The organism is Novosphingobium sp. ES2-1, assembly GCF_015169775.1.
Lineage (GTDB): Bacteria > Pseudomonadota > Alphaproteobacteria > Sphingomonadales > Sphingomonadaceae > Novosphingobium > Novosphingobium subterraneum.
The window spans coordinates 479,856-500,256 of record NZ_CP063445.1; the positions used below are offsets into that span (position 1 = coordinate 479,856).

Annotated in this window: 19 protein-coding genes and 1 tRNA gene; 11 read left to right on the forward strand and 9 right to left on the reverse strand. The window is 65.3% G+C overall.

Annotated features, from left to right (window positions below; genetic code table 11):
• Window positions 1–7 precede the first annotated feature (7 nt).
• On the forward strand, window positions 8–802 hold the full coding sequence (locus IM701_RS02280; RefSeq protein ID WP_193827660.1) for an SDR family oxidoreductase: 795 nt from the start codon (window positions 8–10) through the stop codon (window positions 800–802).
• Between the two features lie 45 nt (window positions 803–847).
• On the opposite strand, the gene IM701_RS02285 is transcribed toward IM701_RS02280, so the two are convergent.
• The 3 genes from IM701_RS02285 to IM701_RS22160 all read right to left on the reverse strand — a co-directional run bounded on the left by IM701_RS02285 (window position 848) and on the right by IM701_RS22160 (window position 4,003).
• Window positions 848–1,531, reverse strand: coding sequence for a L,D-transpeptidase family protein (locus tag IM701_RS02285; RefSeq protein WP_062345818.1), 684 nt, complete (start codon window positions 1,529–1,531; stop codon window positions 848–850).
• Window positions 1,532–1,644: 113 nt separating this feature from the next.
• Window positions 1,645–2,871 carry a DUF418 domain-containing protein gene (locus IM701_RS02290; RefSeq protein WP_193827661.1) on the reverse strand — a complete coding sequence of 409 codons (1,227 nt, stop codon included), beginning with the start codon at window positions 2,869–2,871 and terminating at the stop codon, window positions 1,645–1,647.
• A 4-nt stretch (window positions 2,872–2,875) separates the two neighbouring features.
• Complete coding sequence (locus IM701_RS22160; protein ID WP_193827662.1) at window positions 2,876–4,003, reverse strand: SPOR domain-containing protein; 1,128 nt, start codon at window positions 4,001–4,003, stop codon at window positions 2,876–2,878.
• 335 nt (window positions 4,004–4,338) lie between these two features.
• On the opposite strand from IM701_RS22160, the gene IM701_RS02300 reads away from it, so the two are divergent.
• The 3 genes from IM701_RS02300 to IM701_RS02310 are packed head-to-tail and all read left to right on the forward strand — an operon-like array spanning window position 4,339 to window position 6,924.
• Window positions 4,339–5,064, forward strand: coding sequence for a ParA family protein (locus IM701_RS02300; protein ID WP_039336128.1), 726 nt, complete (start codon window positions 4,339–4,341; stop codon window positions 5,062–5,064).
• A gap of 13 nt (window positions 5,065–5,077) precedes the next feature.
• Window positions 5,078–5,602, forward strand: a complete 525-nt coding sequence (locus IM701_RS02305) for a hypothetical protein (protein ID WP_193827663.1) — start codon at window positions 5,078–5,080, stop codon at window positions 5,600–5,602.
• Window positions 5,603–5,622: 20 nt separating this feature from the next.
• Entirely contained in the window at window positions 5,623–6,924 is a 1,302-nt protein-coding gene (locus tag IM701_RS02310) for an SPOR domain-containing protein (RefSeq protein WP_193827664.1), read from the forward strand.
• A gap of 257 nt (window positions 6,925–7,181) precedes the next feature.
• Here the strand turns inward: IM701_RS02310 and IM701_RS02315 are convergent, their stop codons facing one another.
• Window positions 7,182–8,411 carry a dihydroorotase family protein gene (locus IM701_RS02315; protein WP_193827665.1) on the reverse strand — a complete coding sequence of 410 codons (1,230 nt, stop codon included), beginning with the start codon at window positions 8,409–8,411 and terminating at the stop codon, window positions 7,182–7,184.
• Window positions 8,408–9,433: an aspartate carbamoyltransferase catalytic subunit gene (locus IM701_RS02320; protein WP_193827666.1), complete on the reverse strand. Its 1,026-nt coding sequence runs from the start codon at window positions 9,431–9,433 to the stop codon at window positions 8,408–8,410. Before IM701_RS02320 ends, IM701_RS02315 begins: the two co-directional genes overlap by 4 nt.
• Window positions 9,434–9,520: 87 nt before the next feature.
• Here IM701_RS02320 and sppA point away from each other — a divergent pair, with 87 nt between their 5' ends.
• Both sppA and IM701_RS02330 read left to right on the forward strand, forming a co-directional pair.
• Window positions 9,521–11,398, forward strand: a complete 1,878-nt coding sequence (sppA, locus tag IM701_RS02325) for a signal peptide peptidase SppA (RefSeq protein WP_193827667.1) — start codon at window positions 9,521–9,523, stop codon at window positions 11,396–11,398.
• A 19-nt stretch (window positions 11,399–11,417) separates the two neighbouring features.
• The gene (locus IM701_RS02330; RefSeq protein ID WP_193827668.1) at window positions 11,418–11,621 is read left to right on the forward strand and encodes a hypothetical protein; all 204 of its coding nucleotides are present in this window, start codon (window positions 11,418–11,420) and stop codon (window positions 11,619–11,621) included.
• Window positions 11,622–11,762: 141 nt separating this feature from the next.
• Here the strand turns inward: IM701_RS02330 and IM701_RS02335 are convergent, their stop codons facing one another.
• Window positions 11,763–11,945: a hypothetical protein gene (locus tag IM701_RS02335; RefSeq protein ID WP_193827669.1), complete on the reverse strand. Its 183-nt coding sequence runs from the start codon at window positions 11,943–11,945 to the stop codon at window positions 11,763–11,765.
• 132 nt (window positions 11,946–12,077) lie between these two features.
• On the opposite strand from IM701_RS02335, the gene IM701_RS02340 reads away from it, so the two are divergent.
• Window positions 12,078–12,162: transfer RNA gene (locus tag IM701_RS02340), tRNA-Leu, on the forward strand.
• Window positions 12,163–12,231: 69 nt separating this feature from the next.
• Window positions 12,232–13,800 carry a trigger factor gene (gene tig / locus IM701_RS02345; RefSeq protein ID WP_193827670.1) on the forward strand — a complete coding sequence of 523 codons (1,569 nt, stop codon included), beginning with the start codon at window positions 12,232–12,234 and terminating at the stop codon, window positions 13,798–13,800.
• Window positions 13,801–14,183: 383 nt separating this feature from the next.
• On the opposite strand, the gene IM701_RS02350 is transcribed toward tig, so the two are convergent.
• Window positions 14,184–14,837: a hypothetical protein gene (locus IM701_RS02350; protein WP_193827671.1), complete on the reverse strand. Its 654-nt coding sequence runs from the start codon at window positions 14,835–14,837 to the stop codon at window positions 14,184–14,186.
• Between IM701_RS02350 and IM701_RS02355 the strand changes: the two genes are divergently transcribed.
• Window positions 14,824–15,540, forward strand: coding sequence for a thermonuclease family protein (locus tag IM701_RS02355; RefSeq protein WP_193827672.1), 717 nt, complete (start codon window positions 14,824–14,826; stop codon window positions 15,538–15,540). The genes IM701_RS02350 and IM701_RS02355 overlap by 14 nt on opposite strands.
• A gap of 187 nt (window positions 15,541–15,727) precedes the next feature.
• Here IM701_RS02355 and IM701_RS02360 read toward each other — a convergent pair whose 3' ends face one another.
• Complete coding sequence (locus tag IM701_RS02360; RefSeq protein WP_370584359.1) at window positions 15,728–17,224, reverse strand: amidase; 1,497 nt, start codon at window positions 17,222–17,224, stop codon at window positions 15,728–15,730.
• Window positions 17,225–17,473: 249 nt separating this feature from the next.
• Between IM701_RS02360 and clpP the strand changes: the two genes are divergently transcribed.
• Window positions 17,474–18,166, forward strand: coding sequence for an ATP-dependent Clp endopeptidase proteolytic subunit ClpP (clpP, locus tag IM701_RS02365; protein WP_039336292.1), 693 nt, complete (start codon window positions 17,474–17,476; stop codon window positions 18,164–18,166).
• A gap of 150 nt (window positions 18,167–18,316) precedes the next feature.
• The gene (clpX, locus tag IM701_RS02370) at window positions 18,317–19,573 is read left to right on the forward strand and encodes an ATP-dependent Clp protease ATP-binding subunit ClpX (protein WP_039336115.1); all 1,257 of its coding nucleotides are present in this window, start codon (window positions 18,317–18,319) and stop codon (window positions 19,571–19,573) included.
• Between the two features lie 97 nt (window positions 19,574–19,670).
• On the opposite strand, the gene IM701_RS02375 is transcribed toward clpX, so the two are convergent.
• Window positions 19,671–20,246 carry a fasciclin domain-containing protein gene (locus IM701_RS02375; protein ID WP_193827673.1) on the reverse strand — a complete coding sequence of 192 codons (576 nt, stop codon included), beginning with the start codon at window positions 20,244–20,246 and terminating at the stop codon, window positions 19,671–19,673.
• Between the last annotated feature and the right edge of the window lie 155 nt (window positions 20,247–20,401).

Consider the following 20,401-nt stretch of genomic DNA (forward strand, 5'->3'; position numbering starts at 1 on the left):
TTTCCGCATGACCCACTCCCCGTTCCGTGACGACGTCCTCGCCGGAAAGACCGCGTTCATCGCGGGCGGCACCAGCGGCATCAACCTTGGCATTGCCAGGCGCTTTGCAGAACTTGGCGCCCGCGTGGCGGTGCTTGGCCGCAATCCCGAGAAGGCTGCCAACGCTGCTGCCAAGATCGGCCAGGACGCTGTATGGCGAGCCGCCGACGTGCGTGATTACGGCGCGATCTGCGAAGCGATGAAGTCCGTGCGCGATGAAATCGGCGCGCTCGACATTGTCATCTCGGGCGCGGCGGGCAACTTCCTCGCGCCCGTCCTCGGCATGTCGGCCAATGCCTTCAAGACCGTGGTCGATATTGATCTGCTCGGCACGTTCAACGTCTTTCGCGGCTGCCACGAACTGCTCAACCCCGGCGCCTCGCTGATCGCGATCACGGCGGGGCAAGCCGAACAGGCGATGGCGATGCAGGCCCATGCCTGCGCGGCCAAGGCCGGGATCAATCAGCTTGTCCGCACGCTTGCGATTGAGTGGGGCCCGGACGTGCGTGTCAACGGCATCTCGCCTGGGCCGATTGCGGACACCGAAGGCATGGCGCGTCTTGCACCCGACGAGACCACCCGGCAGGCACACTACGCCCGCATCCCGATGAAGCGCTGGGGTACAGCTTATGAGATTGCTGAAGCTGCAGTCTACCTGTCCACCCTCGCCGCCAGCTACGTGACCGGCGCAATTCTCGATGTCGACGGGGGCAGCTCGGTCGGCGATGCTTCAAGGACCAGCACGAGCAAAGGCCTGGCCTGATCTTGCTCCCCTTCCTCAAGCGGGAGGGTTGGAGGGGGGCACTCGTCAGCTGGCGTGTTCGCCCGTCAGGATCGGGTCGCCCACCTGCATGGTCCTGCCGTCGGTAACGATCACCTTGTCCCCAAGGCTGGCGATGCGGAACAGCTTTTCGGCAAAGGCATCGGGCACGCCAATGCAGCCATTGGTGGCATAGCCTTTTTCCACCTTGCTGCCGTGGATCGAGATACCGTCGTTGGTCAGGCGCATCATCCACGGCATTGGCGCGTCGTAGATGTTCGATACGTGGTCGGCGTCCTTTTCGGTGATCGGGAAAACGCCGGTCGGGGTCGGCTTCTCGCCATAGCCCTTGAGGATCGCCGCCGCACCGATCTCGTGCCCGTCGCGGAATACCGAGATGACCCGTGCGGCAAGGTCGACGGTCACCACCAGCGCGCCCGAAGCAGGTGCGCGGCTTTCGTCCCAGTAGAACTTGCCGAAGCGGATCGGCTCGTTGATCGGCAGGATCGACTTGACCACGAACGGCCCGTCGACCGGCTTTGGCGCCACGGCGGGAACGGGCTTGGGCACTGCGACCATGGCAGGCGCGGCTTCTGCAGTGCCGTTGCCAAAGGCGATTTGCGCGATGTCTTGTCCGGCGTGGAAGGCGAGCAATGAAGCGGCGCCCGTGGCGATCATGCCCAACGGCATCCGCACCCAGCGCTTTGTCCACCAACCCGATTGCCCGGCCATTCGCGCCACTCCTTTCCCGTTAAGGAATAGGCGTTAACGCTTGGGGGTGCCAGTCCCGATCCGCCCGCGTCCCGCTGCGGGACGGCGGGGATTTGGCAGATTACCAAGCTTGGTTAACGCGCCCCAAGCGCCAGTCGGCGCCACGCCCGCTCCAGCGGACCTTGCCCGAAGCGCCGCAGCCACCACTGTGGCCAGGCCAGCATCGCCACCCAGCCCAGCAGCACGAACGCCGGGAGCCAGGCGCGCGGCATCTCCGGCCCAAGGCCAAGGCCGTACCCCGAGAAGATCGCCGTCATCAGCACGGTCGTCCCGAGATAGTTGCTGAACGCACAGCGCCCCGCGGCGGCCAGCGCCTTGCCGATCTGCCACTGCCGCACGGTTGGGAAGATCAGAACCAGCAAGGCGGCATAGCCCAGTGCCATCAGCAGGTGCGGCAGGGCCATGCCGTCCTCGATCGCCAGAAACATTGCCTGCGGCGGCCAGCCGTGCCCTTCCAGCCACCGCACCGCAATAACGGTCGGGACCCCACCGATGACAATGCCCGACCCGGCCAGCATTGCCAGCCGCCGGCGTGGCCAGCCCGTGAAGAACCCGCCGCGCACCATCGCCATGCCCAGCAGCATCAGCGGCACCGTCTCGGTGAAGGTTGAAAGCGTTGTGCTCAGAGGCTGGAGGGGGTTGTCGGTCAGCTTGAGCCAGATTGCCTGGAGGAACCCCGCGTTCAGCACAGCGGTGTCCTTTGCCACCGACGCGGCAATGCGCCCCACCATCGCGGCATGTCCGGCAACGTCGGGCTGGGACGCAGTGCCCGCCAGCACTGCCTGCTCGGTCAGCGCGCCGGGCAGGGCGGTCAGCGCTTCGATAACGTGAACCAGCACGTAGAAGGGCAGGGCGATCAGTACCAGCTGTCGCGGCTCCAGCCGGCGCAGCAGCAGCGCAGCCAAGCCGCACACCGCGTAGAGAAACAGGATGTCGCCCCACCACAGCAGCGCGAAGTGCAGGTAGCCGAACAGCGCGAGCCACAGCAGCCGCCGGATTTGTGCTACGTCAGGGTCCACGCCCTTGCGCTCCGCAGCTTGGGCGAACAGCACCATGCTGGCTCCGAACAGCATGCTGAACAGCGCCCGCATCTTGCCCTCGAACACCACGAAGGCAAACGCGAACCAGCCGTAAGAGGCAGGCTCGGCTCTGGGTATCGCCGGGGAGAAGGTGGCGAGCGAGGGCCCCCAGAACCCGGTGACATTGATCGCCAGAATCCCCAGCACGGCCACGCCGCGCAGGAAATCGATCGCGTCTATGCGGGCAGTGGCAGCGCGGGTAGGGGGAAGGTCTTCGTCCAAGCCATCAGGGCTTTACCACCAGGCAAGTGAAGCCACCAGCCTTGAGCGCGCCGCAAGCCCTGTCTGCCTCGGCCTGACCGGCAAACCCCCCGGCAAGCAGGCGCGTGACCGAACCGGACGGAAGATCGATGCGGCCGTGGCCTGCCAGTTCGGGTCGGGCCTTGACCTTGCTCCACAGCCCATCCGCATTGGACTTCACGCCGAATGCACCCAGCTGGATGCGCCAGTTGCCTTTGGCCTGTGGGGCAGGGGGAGCAGCGGCAGCAGGCTTCGGCGCTTTGGGTGCGACCGGCTTTGCTGCCGGAAGTTCCGCCATTTGCGCAGCAGCCGATGGTGCCTTCACGATCGGCTTTGCTGCCGGGGCATTGCTGCCGACCACGCGCTTGGGGGCGGGCATTGGCACCGGATTGGCAAAGTCTGCGCCTGCGGTAATGATCGATGGCGGCACCTCTGTCTTCTCCAGCGAGCTCGTCGGGGTGCTCGGACGGACCGGCGCGGTCGGCATGGCCTTGGCACCCAGATCGGCCGCCGCAAACTGCTCCGCACGCTTGGCCTGTGCCTTCTGTTCAAGGTCGGCCGCCAGCGATACGCCAAGCTGGCGCTGTTCAAGCGGGACCATGTTGTCCATCATGGCCAGCGCCCGCGTGGCCTGTTCCAGCCCGTTCGACGAGGCCCGGCTCATCAGGGCATAGGCGCGAACCCAGTCCTTGCCCACCGTGTCGCCATTGAAGTGCGCAATGCCCAGGATGTACATCGCGCGCGGCTCGCCGCGTTCGGCCGATGCCTGCAGGAAAGGCATGGCATCGGCCTTGCGGTTGTCCTGGAACAGCAACAGCCCCAGCGTGTCGGACGCCTTGATATGGCCCTGCTCTGCGGCCTTGCGATACCATGCTTCGGCGCGCTTCAGATCCTGCGGCACCCCTTTGCCCAGCTTGTAGGCCTGCCCCATGTTGAACTGCGCATCGGCATCGCCCTTGGCAGCAGGGCCGAGCCATTCCTTCACCGCCGCTTCATGCTCCCCGCGCGACCACGCCTCGACGCCCGTCTTGGTATCGGCCTGTGCCGGAGCAGCGGCAAGCGTCATCGCCGCAGCGGTGATCGCCAGACTGGAATTGCGCTTGAAGTCTCTCATGGTCGCCAAAGTCCGTCCCGGTGGAATGCCAGTAAAAAGTCTTGTCCCGATCGTTCCTGCAACCCGCAGCCACCCCGTTCGGTCAGTGCCAGTTGCGATCCTGGACTTGCTGCGCGAGCCGTATAGTCAACGAGGCGTTAGCGAAGTCTTAGCAACGGATTGTGGCTGAAAAGTGCAGTGGCCCCGACGTCTGGCCGTAGCACGTCGCCGATTGGCCATCCGCGGAATGGAACCGACGTTAACCGAAATTTCAGCCCGATCTGCGAATCCGGACGCGAAGAGAACGTGGCGTGCGCCTGCATCATTGCGAGGTGCGAATATCAGGGGGTTTGGCTTTGCGCGTACTGGCATTGGCATCGCAGAAAGGCGGATCGGGCAAGACTACGCTGTCCGGTCACCTCGCCGTCCAGGCCCAGCGCGCTGGAGCAGGGCCCGTCGTGCTGATCGACATTGACCCCCAAGGCTCCCTTTCCGATTGGTGGAACGAGCGCGAGGCCGAATTTCCGGCCTTTGCCCAGACGACTGTTGCCCGCCTCGCTTCCGACCTCATGATCCTGCGCCAGCAGGGCTTCAAGCTTGCGGTCATCGATACCCCGCCCGCCATCACCATGGCCATCCAGTCGGTGATCTCGGTCGCCGAACTGATCGTCGTGCCAACCCGCCCGAGTCCGCACGACCTGCGCGCCGTCGGTGCCACGGTTGACCTGTGCGATCGCGCCGGCAAGCCGCTGATCTTCGTGGTCAACGCCGCCACGCCCAAGGCGCGCATCACCTCGGAAGCCGCCGTGGCACTTTCGCAGCACGGCACGGTAGCCCCGGTGACGCTGCATCATCGCACCGATTTTGCTGCCTCGATGATCGATGGCCGCACCGTCATGGAATGCGATCCCGGCGGCAAGTCGGCGGCGGAAGTGGCTGCATTGTGGACCTACATTTCCGAGCGACTCGAAAAGAACTTCCGCCGCACCGTCTTTGCCGTGCCGCAGCAGGCCGCTGCCATCCCGATGGCAGGCGCGCCGCGCCCGATGGGTGGCTTCGGCCGCCGCGTCGTCGGTTCCTGAGGAGGCGCCGCCCATGAGTGCCGCCAAGCCTCTCGCCTCGCTTTCGCCCAGCCTGCTTGCCCGCAAGGGGGCTGCCCGTCCGGCGATGCGCCCGCAACTGGCCATCAGCTACGATGAGCAGAGCCGCTTCCTCTCGCAGGACGATCTCGGCTGGAATGACCTTGGCGAAGACATCGCCGAAGTCGCCGCTCCGGCTCAGGTGGAGCAGCCCGTGGTCGTCCAGCAGATCGAAGCGCTGGCCGAAAAGGTCGCCGCCTTCGAGAAGCCTGCGCCGTCGAACGAATTTGCCTCGGCAGGTTCGATCAAGATCGTCCGCAATCGCCTGAAGGGCGGCAAGCCGGTCCGGTCCGCACTGCAAGAAGGCCGCAAGGCCGCTTTCACGCTACGCCTCGATAACTACCGCCACATGCGCCTTCGCCTGGCCTGCACGCTCGAAGATCGCAGCGCGCAGGAACTGGTGACCGAGGCGCTCGACCGCTTCCTGGCCGAACTTCCCGGGCTTGAAGACCTCGCCCGCCGCGCCGTGACGCGCAACTGACGCCTGAGGGGACCATGGACATGATCACCGCATTCGCACCCAACCGCGCCGCCCGCCTGGTGATGTCCACCGCGCTGGCCGCCGGCGTCCTGACCGGCTGTGCCAGCGGCGGCGCCCACCCCGACAAGTACGCATCGTCGGCCCAAGCCGCACTGGCCAAGGGCACCACGACGGCCGCGATCGACAATGCCGAGAAGGCTGTCCTCGCCGATCCGCGCAACGCCGCCTACCGCGTGCTGCTCGGCAATGCCTACCTCAAGGCCGGGCGCTTTGAATCCGCGCGTCAGGCCTATGACGATTCAATGGAGCTTGGCGAAGACTCGAGCCGCACCGCGCTCAGCCTCGCGCTCGCCGACATTGCCCTTGGCCGCCATGCCGAGGCGATCGACACGCTCAATTCCTACCGCGACAGCATTGCCGCTTCGGACTACGGCCTTGCGCTGGCGCTCGCCGGCCAGCCGCAGCAGGGGGCACAAGTGCTTGCCCAGGCCCTGCGCAGTGGTGAGAACACGCCCAAGGTTCGGCAGAACCTCGCGCTTGCCTATGCGCTGGCTGGCCAGTGGCGCGAAGCGCGCACCATGGCCGCGCAGGACGTGCCTGCCAGCGAGCTTGGCGACCGCATGGAGCAGTGGGCGCTCATGGGCTATTCCGAACGCACCCGCGATCGCGTGGCCGGTCTGCTCGGCGTGCCGCTGCGTGGCGATACTGGCCAGCCGCAGGCGCTGGCGCTGGCGAACTTCCCGGCGACCGAACAGCTGGCCGCAGAAGCCGCCACCCGCGCGGAACCTGCCGCCGCTCCGGCACTGGCCGAAGCTGCGATCAAGGAACTGCCTGCAACAGAGCCTGAATCACCAGCCCCTTCGCTCGCCGATTCCTCGTCGCAATCGCAGCAGGCGCAGCTTGCCCTGATTGACCTGCCTGCTTCGCAACCGGCTGCGTCGCAGCCTTACGCCCGCCCCGCCGCCGTTCCGGCGCGCAAGAAGGTGCCGGCTGCAAAGCCCGTCGCGGCCCCGGCAAAGGCTGGCACCCATCTGGTCCAGCTCGGCTCCTTCTCGACGCCGGAGGGTGCCCGCCGCGCCTGGCGCCATTACACCGCGCGCAATCCCGAACTGAAGGGCTTCACGAACGTGACCACCAAGGTCTCGGTCAATGGCAAGGCGTTCTGGCGCGTGCAGGCTGCCGGCTTTGGCGGACAGGCTTCAGCGAGCAGCATGTGCGGGTCGGTCAAATCGCGCGGCGGCGTGTGCCTTGTCATGCGTGGCAGCGGTGCAGCGATGCCCGGCCCGCAGCGCCCGACCGAAAGCCGCATGGCCAAGCGCTGAGTTTCTAGAGCACTTTCCGACCAATCGGGCTTACCGTGATTGTCGCAGGGAGCTTCTCGGCAAGGAGCCTTGTGCAGGGCGGGCTGGTTGCCCGTCCAAGCAAGGCGACGCTGTCCGAGGGGCTCCCTCCTCGATCCTCGCGCTCGGCCAAAATCGGCTCCGTCACGGTGAGCCAGATTGGTCGGAAAGTGCTCTAAAGTTACCGTGTGAGAGCGGGCGGGGGGCGCGGTACCGAAAGGTTCCGCGCCCTTGCCGTATCAGTCGATCCGCGCGCCGCCCTTGAACAGCGCGGTCACGCGGCCTTCCACGGGCCTGCGATCGAACGGGGTGTTCCCGGCAGCCGCTGCCATCTTGTCGGAATTGACGATCCACGGACGTGCGGGATCGACAATCGCGATGTCCGCTTCCGTGCCCACCTCAAGCCGCCCGGCCTCGACGCCCAGCAGCCCCGCCGGGTTGGCGCAGAGCAGTTGGAATGCGCGGGCCATCGTGATCACGCCATCGCGGACCAGCGTGAGCGTCAGCGGCAGCAGCGTTTCGGCCCCGGCCATGCCCGGTTCCGCATCCGCGAAGGGCAAGCGCTTGTCCTCCGGCCCGCGCGGATCGTGGCCGGATGAGATCACGTCGATCGTGCCGTCGCCGATCGCCGCGATCACCGCCTTGCGGTCCGCATCCTGCCGCAGCGGCGGGGACATCCGGCAGAAGGTGCGAAACCCGACGAGTTCGAGGTCAGACAGGATGAAGTGCGCGGGCGTAACCCCCGCCGTCACCTTCACCCCACGCGCCTTGGCTGCGCGCACCAGATCGAGCGCCCGCGCGGTCGTCACCTGCCGGAAATGGACATGCGCGCCGGAAATCTCGGCTAGCGCGATGTCGCGCGCCACGGCCAGCGCTTCGGCCTCCGCTGGCGCGCTTGGCAGGCCCAGACGCGTCGCCACGTCGCCTGCCGTCGCCACCGCGCTGCCGGTGATCCCGGCATCCTCGGCATGCGTCACCACCACCAGCCCCAGCATCGCGCAATAGCGCAGCAACCGAAGCATCACGCCCGAATCCGCGATCCAGCCGCGCCCGGTCGCCACGGCCTTCGCGCCCGCATCGCGCATCAGCGCCAGTTCGGCCAGCTCGCTGCCTTCAAGCCCGCGCGTCGCCGCCGCCAGCGGGTGAACCCACATGTCCGGCTTGCCAGACTGTGCGGCGAAGCGCACCCGCGCCGGATGGTCGAGCGGCGGCCCCTGGTCGGGCATCAGCGCCGCCCGGGTGATCCCGCCGAAGTGGAACGCGGGCTTGTCGATGGCGAAGACGCCCAGATCAACGAGGCCCGGCGCGATCAGCCTGCCGCCCGCGTCGAAAACCTCGTCCCCATCCTGCGGCGTCACATCGCCGAGCGCCACGATGCGCCCGCCTTCGCAGCGCACGGCTCCGGCCACAGGCTCGCCTGCGCCCAGCACCAGCTTTCCGCCGGTGATCGTCAGAGGCCGCGCGATCATGCCGGAACTCCTTCCGTTTCCCAGCCCGGCACGCCGCGCGTCCGGCGGGTCAGCACTTCCAGGCAGGCCATGCGGATCGCCACGCCCATTTCCACCTGCCGCGTGATCAGGCTGCGCGTTGGGTGGTCGGCCACGGTCGAATCGATCTCGATCCCGCGGTTCATCGGACCCGGATGCATCACGAAGGCATCGGGCTCGGCCTTGGCCAGCCGCTCCGGCGTAAGCCCGTAAAGATGGCGGTATTCGCGGGGCGAGGGGATGAACTGCCCGCTCATCCGCTCCTGCTGCAGGCGCAGCATCATCACGATGTTGGCGCCCTTCAATGCCGCATCGAAATCGTGGAACGGCGTCACACCCATCGCCTCGACCTCGGCCGGCATCAGCGCAGGCGGCGCGCAGACCCGCACGTCCGCGCCCAGCGCCGTCAGGCTCAGGATGTTGGATCGCGCCACGCGGCTGTGCAGGATATCCCCGCAGATCGTCACCTTCAGCCCGTTGAGGTCGGACCCAACCGGCAGCCCCAGCGCGTGGCGCATCGTCAGCGCATCCAATAGCGCCTGCGTCGGGTGTTCGTGCTGCCCGTCGCCGGCGTTGAGCACCGGGCAATCGACCTTCTCGGCAATCAGCCGCACCGCGCCGGAACTTGCATGGCGGATCACGATGGCATCGGCGCGCATGGAGTTGAGCGTCATCGCCGTGTCGATCAGCGTCTCGCCCTTTTTCACGCTGCTGGTGGCGGCGTGCATGTTGACCACGTCCGCGCCCAGCCGCTTGCCCGCGATCTCGAAGCTCAGGAGCGTGCGGGTGGAGTTCTCGAAGAAGGCGTTGATGATCGTCAGACCGTTCAGCAGGTCGGTCTTCTTCTTCGGCTGCCGGTTCAGCTCCACCCATTGCTCCGCCTCGTCGAGGAGGTAGAGAATCTCGTGGCGCGCAAGCTGGCCGATGCCGGTCAGGTCACGGTGCGGGTAGGCGAGGCCGCCCGCTGGATAGCGGCCCGCTTGGGGTGTTGTTGGGCTTTGCATTGAAACCAGTTCCCTAGAGGGCAGTTGGTTCAGTCTCAAGCCGTTTCCCGCTGGTCAGGGCAGGTCGTCCACAATAGAGTCTCGCCCATGAGCTTTGCCAAATCGGTCTGGAAGATCCTCGTCGCCATCAAGGACGGTCTCGTCCTGCTGTTCCTGCTGCTTTTCTTCGCAGGCCTCTACACCGTCCTCACGCTGCGGCCCGCCCCCGGCATGGTCCGCGAAGGTGCGCTCTACCTGCCGCTCGAAGGCCGCGTGGTGGAAGAAGCGAGCGAGATTTCGCCCACGCAATTGCTGTCAGGCCAGACGCCCGAACCGGAATACACCGCGCGGGACGTCTCGCGCGCCATTGCCGCTGCGGCAGACGACAAGCGCATCAAGGCCGTCGTGCTCGATCTTGAGGCTTTCGGAGGCGGCTCGGCCGTCCACCTCAGCCAGATCGGCGCAGCGATGGACAAGGTGCGCGCGGCAAAGAAGCCCGTGCTCGTCCGCGCGCTGATCTACACCGACGATGCGATGCAACTGGCCGCGCATTCGTCCGAAGCCTGGGTCGATCCCATGGGCGGCGTTGCCATCAGCGGCCCCGGCGGCACGTTGCTGTTCTACAAGGGCCTGATCGACAAGCTGAAAGCCAACGTCCACGTCTTCAAGGTCGGCACCTACAAGAGCGCGGTGGAGCCCTACATCCGCGCAGAAATGTCGCCCGAAGCGCGCGAGGCGATGCAGGCAGTCTATGGCACGCTGTGGCAGAACTGGCAGGACGAGGTGAAGAAGGCCCGCCCCAAGGCCGACCTGACCCTCGCCACCACCGACCCGGCCAAGTGGGTGCGCGACAATGGAAACGACGCTGCACAAGCCGCGCTCAAGTCCGGCCTTGTCGACAAGATCGGTGACCGCGTGGCCTTCGGAAAGCGCGTGGCCGAAATCGCCGGGGCCGACGAAGACGCAGGGCTTGGCGCCTTCAAGGCCACCGAACTCCCGGTCTATCTGGCTGACAAGCCCGTCTCGAAGCAGGGCAACGCCGTCGCCGTCGTCACCGTCGCGGGCGAAATCGTCGATGGCGATGCCGGCCCCGGCACCGCAGGCGGCGATCGCATCGCCGATCTGGTCGACGGCGTGGCGCAGAGCGATGATTACGCGGGTCTCGTCCTGCGCGTCGATTCGCCGGGCGGCTCGGTCATGGCGTCCGAACGCATCCGCGCGGCGGTGGAGCGGGTGAAGGCCAAGGGCCTGCCGGTCGCCGTCTCGATGGGCAGCCTTGCCGCCAGCGGCGGGTACTGGGTCTCCACGCCTGCCCAGCGCATCTTTGCCGAACCGAGCACGATCACCGGCTCGATCGGCGTTTTTGCCGTGCTGCCCACGCTTGAACAGACTCTGCCGCAATATGGCGTCACCACCGATTCGATCCGCACCACCCCTCTTTCGGGCCAGCCGGATCTCCTGGGTGGCCTCAGCCCGCAGGTGGAGGCGCTGCTGCAGGGCCAGGTCGAACAGACCTACAGCCGTTTCCTCGGCCTCGTCGCCAAGGCGCGCGGCAAGTCCTCGGCCGACATCGACAGAATCGCGCAGGGGCGCATCTGGGACGGTGGCACCGCCCGCCAGCTCGGCCTCGTCGACCAGTTCGGCGGCCTCGACGATGCGGTGGCGTGGGTCGCAAGCCAAGCCAAGGCCGAAACCTTCCACGCCGCCTACATCGAAGACGAACCCAGCCCCTTCGCCCAACTCCTCCGCCAGATGGAAACCGGCGAAGCGCCCGAGGCACGGGCACACGATCTGGCGGGTGCGCTGGCTGCACAGCAGCAGGGCCTGCTGGCGCGGATGCAGGCGGATGTGATGCGCCTGATGGAAGGCGGCGGTATCAGGGCTTATTGCCTGGAGTGTGAAAGCAACTCCAACGGCTCGGCACCCTCGAGTTCCGACGCGTCATCCAACGCAACTTGGTCACTGATCGCCAGGCTTCTGGCATGAGGCAATAGCGAGATCACCCATGCCGATGGTTGAAGTCTATGGCGAAGATGAAATGAAGCCCATGTTCAAGGGTGAATTTTCGTTCTTGCCCCGCTTGGGCGAATACATTTCGAAGGATGCGGGAGGCTACTTCGACTATTGGACAGTGAAGGAAATCTGGCACAGAGAAGAGGGTGAAACGGGCGTCTTTCAAGCGTGTCTGCGCGTGGAAATAAATGACTGACAACAGTCATCACGCCTGCAGATTCGTCACCCTGAACTTGTTTCAGGGTCCATATCTCCCTTTGCAAGGTCCGTGGTTGGCGAGAAATGGATGCTGAAACAAGTTCAGCATGACGACGCTTTCAACCAATCTCCTGCTGCTTCAATCCGGTGCAGCTGGCACCTCCTGCGGTGCGCCCGGTTGCACCTGATCCGGCTCCACCACCGGCGCCTCGTCGGGCTGGATGACGGGCGGCACGCCGTCCGGTTCAATCACCGGCGGGCTTTCGGGCGGGGACTGGGGTTCGATTCGGTCTGGTTGCGGGGAATCGGGGGTCGTGGCCATCGTGCGGCTCCTTGATAGGTTTGCGCTTTCTTCCCCAACTCAGGCCGTCATACACTGTTCCGAGCCGTAATTCCAAGGCGCTTGCCCTTTTCCGGCCACTGCGATAGGGGCACCGCTCGCTTTTCGCCGGATGCGGGCGTGGCGGAACTGGTAGACGCAGCAGGTTTAGGTCCTGCCATCGCAAGATGTGGGGGTTCGAGTCCCTTCGCCCGCACCAGTCCGCGCGCCGGCGTCCGAGTCAGCTTTTCCCGCGCAAGCGCGTGACATACATGAAAGTTGGATCAGGATGCAGATCGTCGAAACCACCAACGAGGGCCTGAAGCGCGCCTACACCGTCACCATCCCCGCGGCCGACATCGCCGCCCGGGTCGAAGGTGAGGTCAAGAAGATCGCGCCGCAGGTGCGCATGCCCGGCTTCCGCCCCGGCAAGGTGCCCGCCAACCTCGTCCGCAAGATGCACGGCCCGGCGCTTCACCAGGAAGCGCTGCAGACCACCATCCGCGAAGCGATGGACAAGTTGGTTGCCGACAACAAGCTGCGCCCCGCGATGCAGCCCGCCGTCTCGCTCGGCGAAGGCTATGACGAAGGCAAGGACGCCGAACTGACCGTCGAGCTGGAAGTCCTGCCGCAGATCGAAGCGCCCTCGCTCGATGGCCTGAAGCTCGAGAAGCTGACCGTTCCCGTCACCGAAGCCGAAGTCGACGAAGCCGTTGCCCGCATCGGCGCTGGCCAGAAGTCCTTCACCGACGCCAAGAAGGGCGCGAAGGCCAAGGACGGCGACCAGATCATCATCGACTTCCTCGGCAAGGTCGATGGCGTTGCCTTCGAAGGCGGCGCGGCTGAAGACACCCCGCTGGAACTCGGCGCGGGCCGCTTCATCCCCGGCTTCGAGGAACAGCTCGTCGGCGTGAAGGCCGGTGACGAAACCGTCATCACCGTGACCTTCCCGGAAGACTACCCGGCCGAGAACCTCAAGGGCAAGGAAGCCACCTTCGACATCAAGGTCAAGGCGGTGAAGAACCCCGGTGAGTTCGAAGCCAACGACGAATTCGCCAAGATGCTCGGCCTCGAAAGCCTCGAGCAATTGAAGACCCTGCTGCGCGGCCAGCTGGAGCAGGAAACTGCCGGCCTGACCCGCACCCAGATGAAGCGCGCGCTGCTCGATCAGCTTGCCGCCGGTCACGATTTCGCCGTGCCGCCTTCGATGGTCGATGCCGAGTTCGAGCAGATCTGGGCCCAGCTTCAGCAGGAAGCCCAGAACGAAGAGAACCCTGAAGAGGCCCTGAAGGAAATCGAGGCCGAGAAGGACGATTACCGCAAGATCGCCGAACGCCGCGTGCGCCTCGGCCTGCTCCTGTCGGAAATCGGCCAGGCCAACGGCGTGACCGTTTCTGCCCAAGAAATGGAAATGCTGATCCGCCAGGCTGCCCAGCAGTACCGCGAACAGGACCGCCAGCGCTTCGTCGACTACGTGCGTTCGGAACCGCTTGCCGCCGCCCAGCTGCGCGCGCCGCTCTATGAGGACAAGGTCGTCGACTTCCTGTTCGACAAGGCCGAAATCACCGAGCGAGAAGTGACCAAGGAAGAGCTGCAGGCCGCGATCGAGGCTGAGGAAGGCGCTGTCGCCGCTCCGGCCCAGGCCGCCAAGAAGGCTCCGGCCAAGAAGAAGGCTGCCAAGGACGAAGCTCCGGCCGAGGAAGCTGCTGCTCCTGCCGAAGCTGAAGCCGAAGCGCCGAAGAAGAAGGCCGCTCCCAAGAAGAAGGCTGCCGAGGAAGCCCCTGCTGCCGAAGCCGCCGCTGAAGAAGCGCCTGCTCCGAAGAAGAAGGCTGCACCGAAGAAGAAGGCCGAAGGCTGATATCCATTTCGGATTGATCCGGCTTGCGAAGGCCGGATTTCGGACGGCCCGGCGCGCATCAGCACGCCGGGCCGTTGGCGTTTCTGGCCATGCGCTACGTAATTGCGCGCCGCTTGAATGCGTATTTCGTTAGGAAAAGTGCAGACCATTCGGTTTCCGATCCATCTCCCGTTCGCACCCGAGTCGCATTGTGCCAGCATCCATCGGCAAGGAACCTCGTCTGGGGGAACTGCCATGCACACCGTTCGCAATCGTGTTGCCTCGCGTCCACGTCCGCCCCGCGCTTCCATCAGGGGGAAAGCGCCTCGCTCCAAAGTGTCGGCAGTCTCGCTGCGTGAGCCTTCCTTCCTGCTGCGCCAGGCCAATCCGCCAGCCTTTCCCGATCACCTTGTCCTGCCAGCACCGCGCGGCGCGGTGATCGCCAGCATCCCGTGGCCGGAAACGCCAGCCACGCCCTCATCGAAGAAGCCCCGCAAGGTCGCCAAGGGGAAGAGCGCAAAGCGCCGCCCCACCACCGCCCGCAAGGCCAGCCGCAAGAAACCCGCAAATCGGACCAGGGCCTCCGCGAAGCGAGCTTCGGCTGTAGCAATCGCTGCGCTGCCGTCCACGGAGGCTCCGGCTGCCATGACCACGATCGACCTGCTCGACCGCGCGCTCGCGCTGGAGCCCGAAGTTCCCGAAGCACTGCCTGAACGCCATTCGGCCACAGCCTCCGCAACCGTGGCCGAACCGACCCCGCTGCCGCGCTCGCACGCCCCATGCGTCCGCGCGGCAGCGGCCTTCTGGAAGTCATCTCGCAGTGGTTCCACAGCCTGGCGGCCTGGCGCAGGATGCGCAGGGACACCGCGCAGAAACGCAGCAGCCTCGCTCGCGCCAATGCCCGCCAGCGCGCGCTGCAATCGCAATTCGAAGCCCTCGAAGCCCTGCAGTCGCAGACGCAAATTCAGGCGCAATTTCAGGCGCAAACCAAATCCTAACCCTGCTTGCGCGAAGGAATGGCCTGCCCCGGTCAGGAGATTCCCTTTGCGCGCCTTCATCGCCCTGCTGCTCGCCACGACCCCGCTACCCGCTGCCGCGCAGATCATCAGCGGCAATGCCACGGCACTCGATGGCGACGCGATCGACATGACCGGCCAGCGTATCCGCCTGTTCGGCATCGACGCGCCCGAACTCGGCCAGAAATGCGCGCGCGGCGGCACAAACTGGGACTGCGGCGCAGATGCGAAGCGTCATCTTGGCCTGCTGTTGCAGACGGGTGAGGTGAAATGCAGCGTCCGGGCGCAGAACGCGCAAGGCCTCGCGGTTGGCCAGTGCATGATTGACGAACGGGACCTGTCCGAAGCCATGGTCGCCGCCGGGTTTGCCGTTGCCATTGAAAACAGCCCCGGCGACGCGCCCTATCTGGAAGTGGAGCAGGCCGTGAAGACCGCGAAGGCCGGCATCTGGGAGGGCACTTTCGATCGGCCATCAGACTGGAGGAAGGCCCATCCTCAGGCCGGTATTGCGGCCAGCGCCAGCCAGAGGGCGCAAGGGGTTGCGCGATCGACGCGGACTAGCGGGGCCCAGGTCTATCGCAACGCCTTCGGCTGCGCGATCAAGGGCAATGTCAGCCAGCGCAATGGCGAGTACATCTATTACCTGCCCGGCATGAAGTACTATGACGGGACCCGGCCCGAGCGGCTCTTCTGCACCGAGGAAGAGGCCCAGGCAGCAGGCTTCCGCCGGTCCCGCGGCGGCTAGGGTCAGGACCCATTACTCACACCTTCGAGGCGCCGGAATGGCGAACATATCGGGCGGAAATGCGCGCCGGGAAGGCTGGTTGCCTTTCCAAGCGGATTTCCGTTCGAGATGAAAGCCATTCCGGCGTCCCGCAGGGATTTGACCAAAATGGCCCATCGCTACGTTGGATGGGCTTGAAATAGAACCACTATTCCCGCGCCCATCCGCCTTGCGCCGGGCCATTTTGCCTCAAACCTCGAAGGTGTGAGTAATGGGTCCTGACCCTAGGGACCTTACTCCCCCAGCGCTTGAACGAGGGGACAGGCACTGCCGTGGTCCGGGCGCGTTCGTAGGCAGCGCCCGCTTCCAATACGCGCTTGTCGTCCCACTTCGCGCCCATGATCGAAAGGCCGATGGGCAGGCCCTCTACCGCGCCCATCGGCACGGACAGATGCGGATATCCCGCAATGGCCGAGAGATTGCCGGCGCCCACGCCAACGAAGTGATCGCCCAGCACCAGGTCGATCGGCCAGGCCGGGCCCTCTGTCGGCGCGACAAGGAAGGTCACCTTGTTCTCGCGCAGCAGCCTGTCGATGCCTTCGGCCCCGGCGAGCTTGAGCGAATTGGCGCGTGCGGCGGTATAGCCGATCTGGTCGGTCGTCGCTTCGGCCTGCTCGAAAACGTCCTGCCCGAACCAGCGCAGTTCCTCTGGATGCGCCTTGTTGAAGGCGATCAGGTCGGCAAGCGACTTCGGCCCCTGCTTGGCGGGCAGGGAGCGCAGGTAGGCGCCCATGTCCTCGCGCAATTCGTAGAGCAGCACGGTGAACTCGTCGCGGCCCATCTCGGGCGAGGGTTCGAACGCGATCTCGACCAGCTCTGCGCCCGCCGCCTTCAGGTCGGCCAGCGCCTTGTCGAACAGGGCAAGCAGGGCAGGGTGGTTGCCCGCCTGCTTGCGCAGCACGCCGATGCGGACGCCTTTCAGGTTGGCGGTGGCGAGGCCTGCGGTGAAGTCTGCCTTGCGCTTGTCGGCCTCGGCGGTGGCGCTATCGGCGGGGTCGGTCCCGGCGAGCGCGTTCATCAGCAGCGCGGCATCGGCGACGCTCCGGGTCATCGGTCCCGCCGTGTCCTGGCTGTGGCTGATCGGGACCACATGGGTGCGGCTGACCATACCGACGGTAGGCTTGAAGCCGACGATGCCATTGACCGAGGCCGGGCAGGTGATCGACCCGTCGGTCTCGGTGCCGATGGCTGCCCAGGCAAGACCCGCGGCAACAGCCGAGCCGCTGCCTGATGACGATCCGCACGCCGTCCGGTCGATCGCGTGGGGGTTCTTCGTCTGTCCTCCGATCGCGCTCCAGCCGCTGGACGAGGAGGACGAGCGGATGTTGGCCCATTCCGAAAGGTTGGTCTTGCCCAGGATCACCACTCCCGCCTTGCGCAGCCTTGCGACAAGCGGAGCGTCGCGGCCGGTGACGTTGTCTTTCAGGGCTAGGCTTCCGGCGGTCGTGGCCATTGGGCCTGCAACCTCGATATTGTCCTTGATCAGCACCGCCTTGCCCGCAAGCGGTCCCTTGACCTTCCTGGCGGCAGCCTCCTCCTTCGCCGCATCGGGGTTGATCGCCAACACCGCGTTGAGCTTCGGTCCGGAGTCGTCGACCGCCGCGATCGTGCCAAGTAATCGGACACACTCTGCGCCGCGCCGCATGAAGGTAGTGCAGCAGCGGCCATGGCAGAGCAAAGAAACAGCATTCTCATCAAGCCGACCCCACGCCAGAATCTCCGCCGGATGCTGCGCACGGCCCGCCGCACTTGCAAGCGCCTTGATGGCGGCAGCACCTTCGGGCGTGTCACCAAATCGGCTTTCGACCCGCAAATCCCCGGATTCGGGGTTAACGCCCTTGAACATCGCGTCGTGGCACGCGACATAGCGAAGCCTAACCATATGAGGATTTCCATGCTCGACCTGTTCGGCGCATCGAGTGCGCAAGGCAAATTCACCACCGATCCCGTCACCGGCGCGCTGATCCCGGTCGTGGTCGAACAATCGAGCCGCGGCGAACGCAGCTTCGACATCTATTCGCGCCTGCTGCGCGAACGCATCATCTTCGTGACCGGCGAAGTCGAAGACCACATGGCCTCGGTGATCATCGCCCAGCTCCTGTTCCTCGAATCGGAAAATCCGTCGAAGGACATCTCGATGTACATCAACTCGCCGGGCGGCGTGGTGACGGCAGGTCTCGCGATCTACGACACCATGCAATACATCCGCCCCCGCGTGTCGACCGTGTGCATCGGCCAGGCTGCGTCGATGGGCTCGTTCCTGCTTGCTGCCGGTGAGCCGGGCATGCGCATTGCGCTGCCCAACGCGCGCATCATGGTCCACCAGCCTTCGGGCGGCGCACGCGGCATGGCCTCGGACATCGAGATCCAGGCGCGCGAGATCCTGCGCATCCGCAAGCGCATGAACGACCTTTACGTCAAGTTCACCGGCCGCTCGCTCGACGAGATCGAGAAGGCGATGGACCGCGACACCTTCCTCGAAGCCGAGGAAGCGAAGAACTTCGGGCTCGTCGACAAGGTGTTCGAATCGCGTCCGGTGACCGATTCGGTCGGCGGCGAAGAAGGTTCGGGCGGCGCACCCGCATAAGGAATAACCCTGAGGGTCAAGGCCTTAAGCCCAGCGAAAGGCTTTGCCCCTTAGGATCACGTTACTGTAATCGAGTCCGGTTGATTAATGCCCTTGCGGTAGTAGGATGATCGGGCCCGCCTCTCGTGGAGAGGCGCCTGGGATGGACGAATGACCAAGCTTTCCGGATCGGATACCAAGAGCACCCTCTACTGCAGCTTCTGCGGCAAATCGCAGCACGAAGTGCGCAAGCTCATCGCCGGGCCGACCGTGTTCATCTGCGATGAATGCGTCGAACTGTGCAACGACATCATCCGTGAAGAGACCAAGGCCGGCATCGCCGGCAAGAAGGATGGCGGCGTACCAACCCCGCGCGACATCTTCGAGACTCTGAACGACTACGTGATCGGCCAGGACCGCGCCAAGCGCGTGCTCTCGGTGGCGGTCCACAACCACTACAAGCGCCTCAAGCACAGCGGCAAGGGCGGCGATGTCGAACTGTCGAAGTCGAACATCCTGCTCGTCGGCCCGACCGGTTCGGGCAAGACGCTGCTGGCACAGACGCTTGCCAAGACCTTCGACGTGCCCTTCACCATGGCCGATGCCACCACGCTGACCGAAGCCGGTTACGTGGGCGAGGACGTGGAGAACATCATCCTCAAGCTGCTGCAGGCGTCCGACTACAACGTCGAGAAGGCGCAGCACGGCATCGTCTACATCGACGAGATCGACAAGATCAGCCGCAAGGCCGAGAACCCCTCGATCACGCGCGACGTTTCGGGCGAAGGCGTGCAGCAGGCGCTGCTCAAGCTGATGGAAGGCACCACCGCCTCGGTTCCCCCGCAGGGCGGGCGCAAGCATCCGCAGCAGGAGTTCCTGCAGGTCGACACCACGAACATCCTGTTCATCTGCGGCGGCGCCTTTGCGGGCCTCGACAAGATCATTGCCGACCGCCTGCAGAAGCGCTCGATTGGCTTCGGCGCGCACGTTGCCGATCCCGAAAAGCGCCGCGTGGGCGAACTGCTCCAGAAGTCGGAACCTGAGGATCTCCTCAAGTTCGGCCTGATCCCCGAATTCGTCGGCCGCCTGCCGGTGATCGCGACCCTGAACGACCTCGACATCGAGGCGCTGGTCAAGATCCTCAAGGAGCCGAAGAACGCGCTGATCAAGCAGTACGCCAAGCTGTTCGAGCTGGAAGACGTGACGCTGACCTTCACCGACGACGCCCTGGAAGCGATCGCCAAGAAGGCCATCGAACGCAAGACCGGCGCGCGCGGGCTTCGCTCGATCGTTGAAGGCCTGCTGCTCGACACCATGTTCGACGTGCCGACCGAGACCGACATCAACGAGGTCGTGGTCGACAAGGACGTCGTCGAAGGCCGCAAGGAACCGATCCGCGTCCACAAGGGCAAGGAAGAAGCGGCCTGATTTCTGGCTTCGACTGAACATGAAAGAGGGCGGGTACCGAGAGGCACCCGCCCTTTTTGTTGGCCACTGCCCCCCTGTTTGGAAGGGGCAAGCAAGATCAGTTCGGCAGCGAGACCGCGTCGGTCACATGGATCACGCCGTTCTTCTGCATCACATCGGCTTGCGTCACGTGGGCCATGCCGCCCTTTTCGTCGGTGAGCATGACGGTATCGCCCATCAGCGAGGCCGTGAGCTTGCCGCCCGCGACGGTGGTGAGTTCGGTCTTGCCGCCATCGGCCTTGATCTTGGCGACGAGCTGCGCCGCCGTCACCTTGCCCGGCACGACGTGGTATGTCAGGACCTTGGTCAGCGTGGCCTTGTTCTCGGGCTTGAGCAGGGTGTCGACAGTGCCTGCAGGCAGTTTGGCGAAGGCAGCGTTGGTGGGAGCGAAGACGGTGAACGGACCGGTGCCATTCAGCGTATCGACGAGGCCGGCGGCCTTGACCGCGGAGACCAGCGTGGTGTGATCGGCCGAGTTCACCGCGTTCTCGACGATGGTCTTCGAGGGGTACATTGCGGCGCCGCCGACCATCTTGGTCTCTTCATGGTGGTTGGCGAAGGCAGGCGTGACGAACGCGGGTGCTGCAGTGGCGGCAGTAGCGGCGAGGGCCGCGATCAGGAACTTCGAGCTCATCGGTAACTCCTTGGTCGAAACGTGGCTGTATCCGGCGCAAGATCTGAGGCTGCCGGCCCGCCCCTCCGCGACCAGAGGTGGTAGCTGCACGGGGCGATTCCACATGGCCCATGGTGCATGTGCTTGATTACGAAGTGTAATTGGCAAAAAATAGG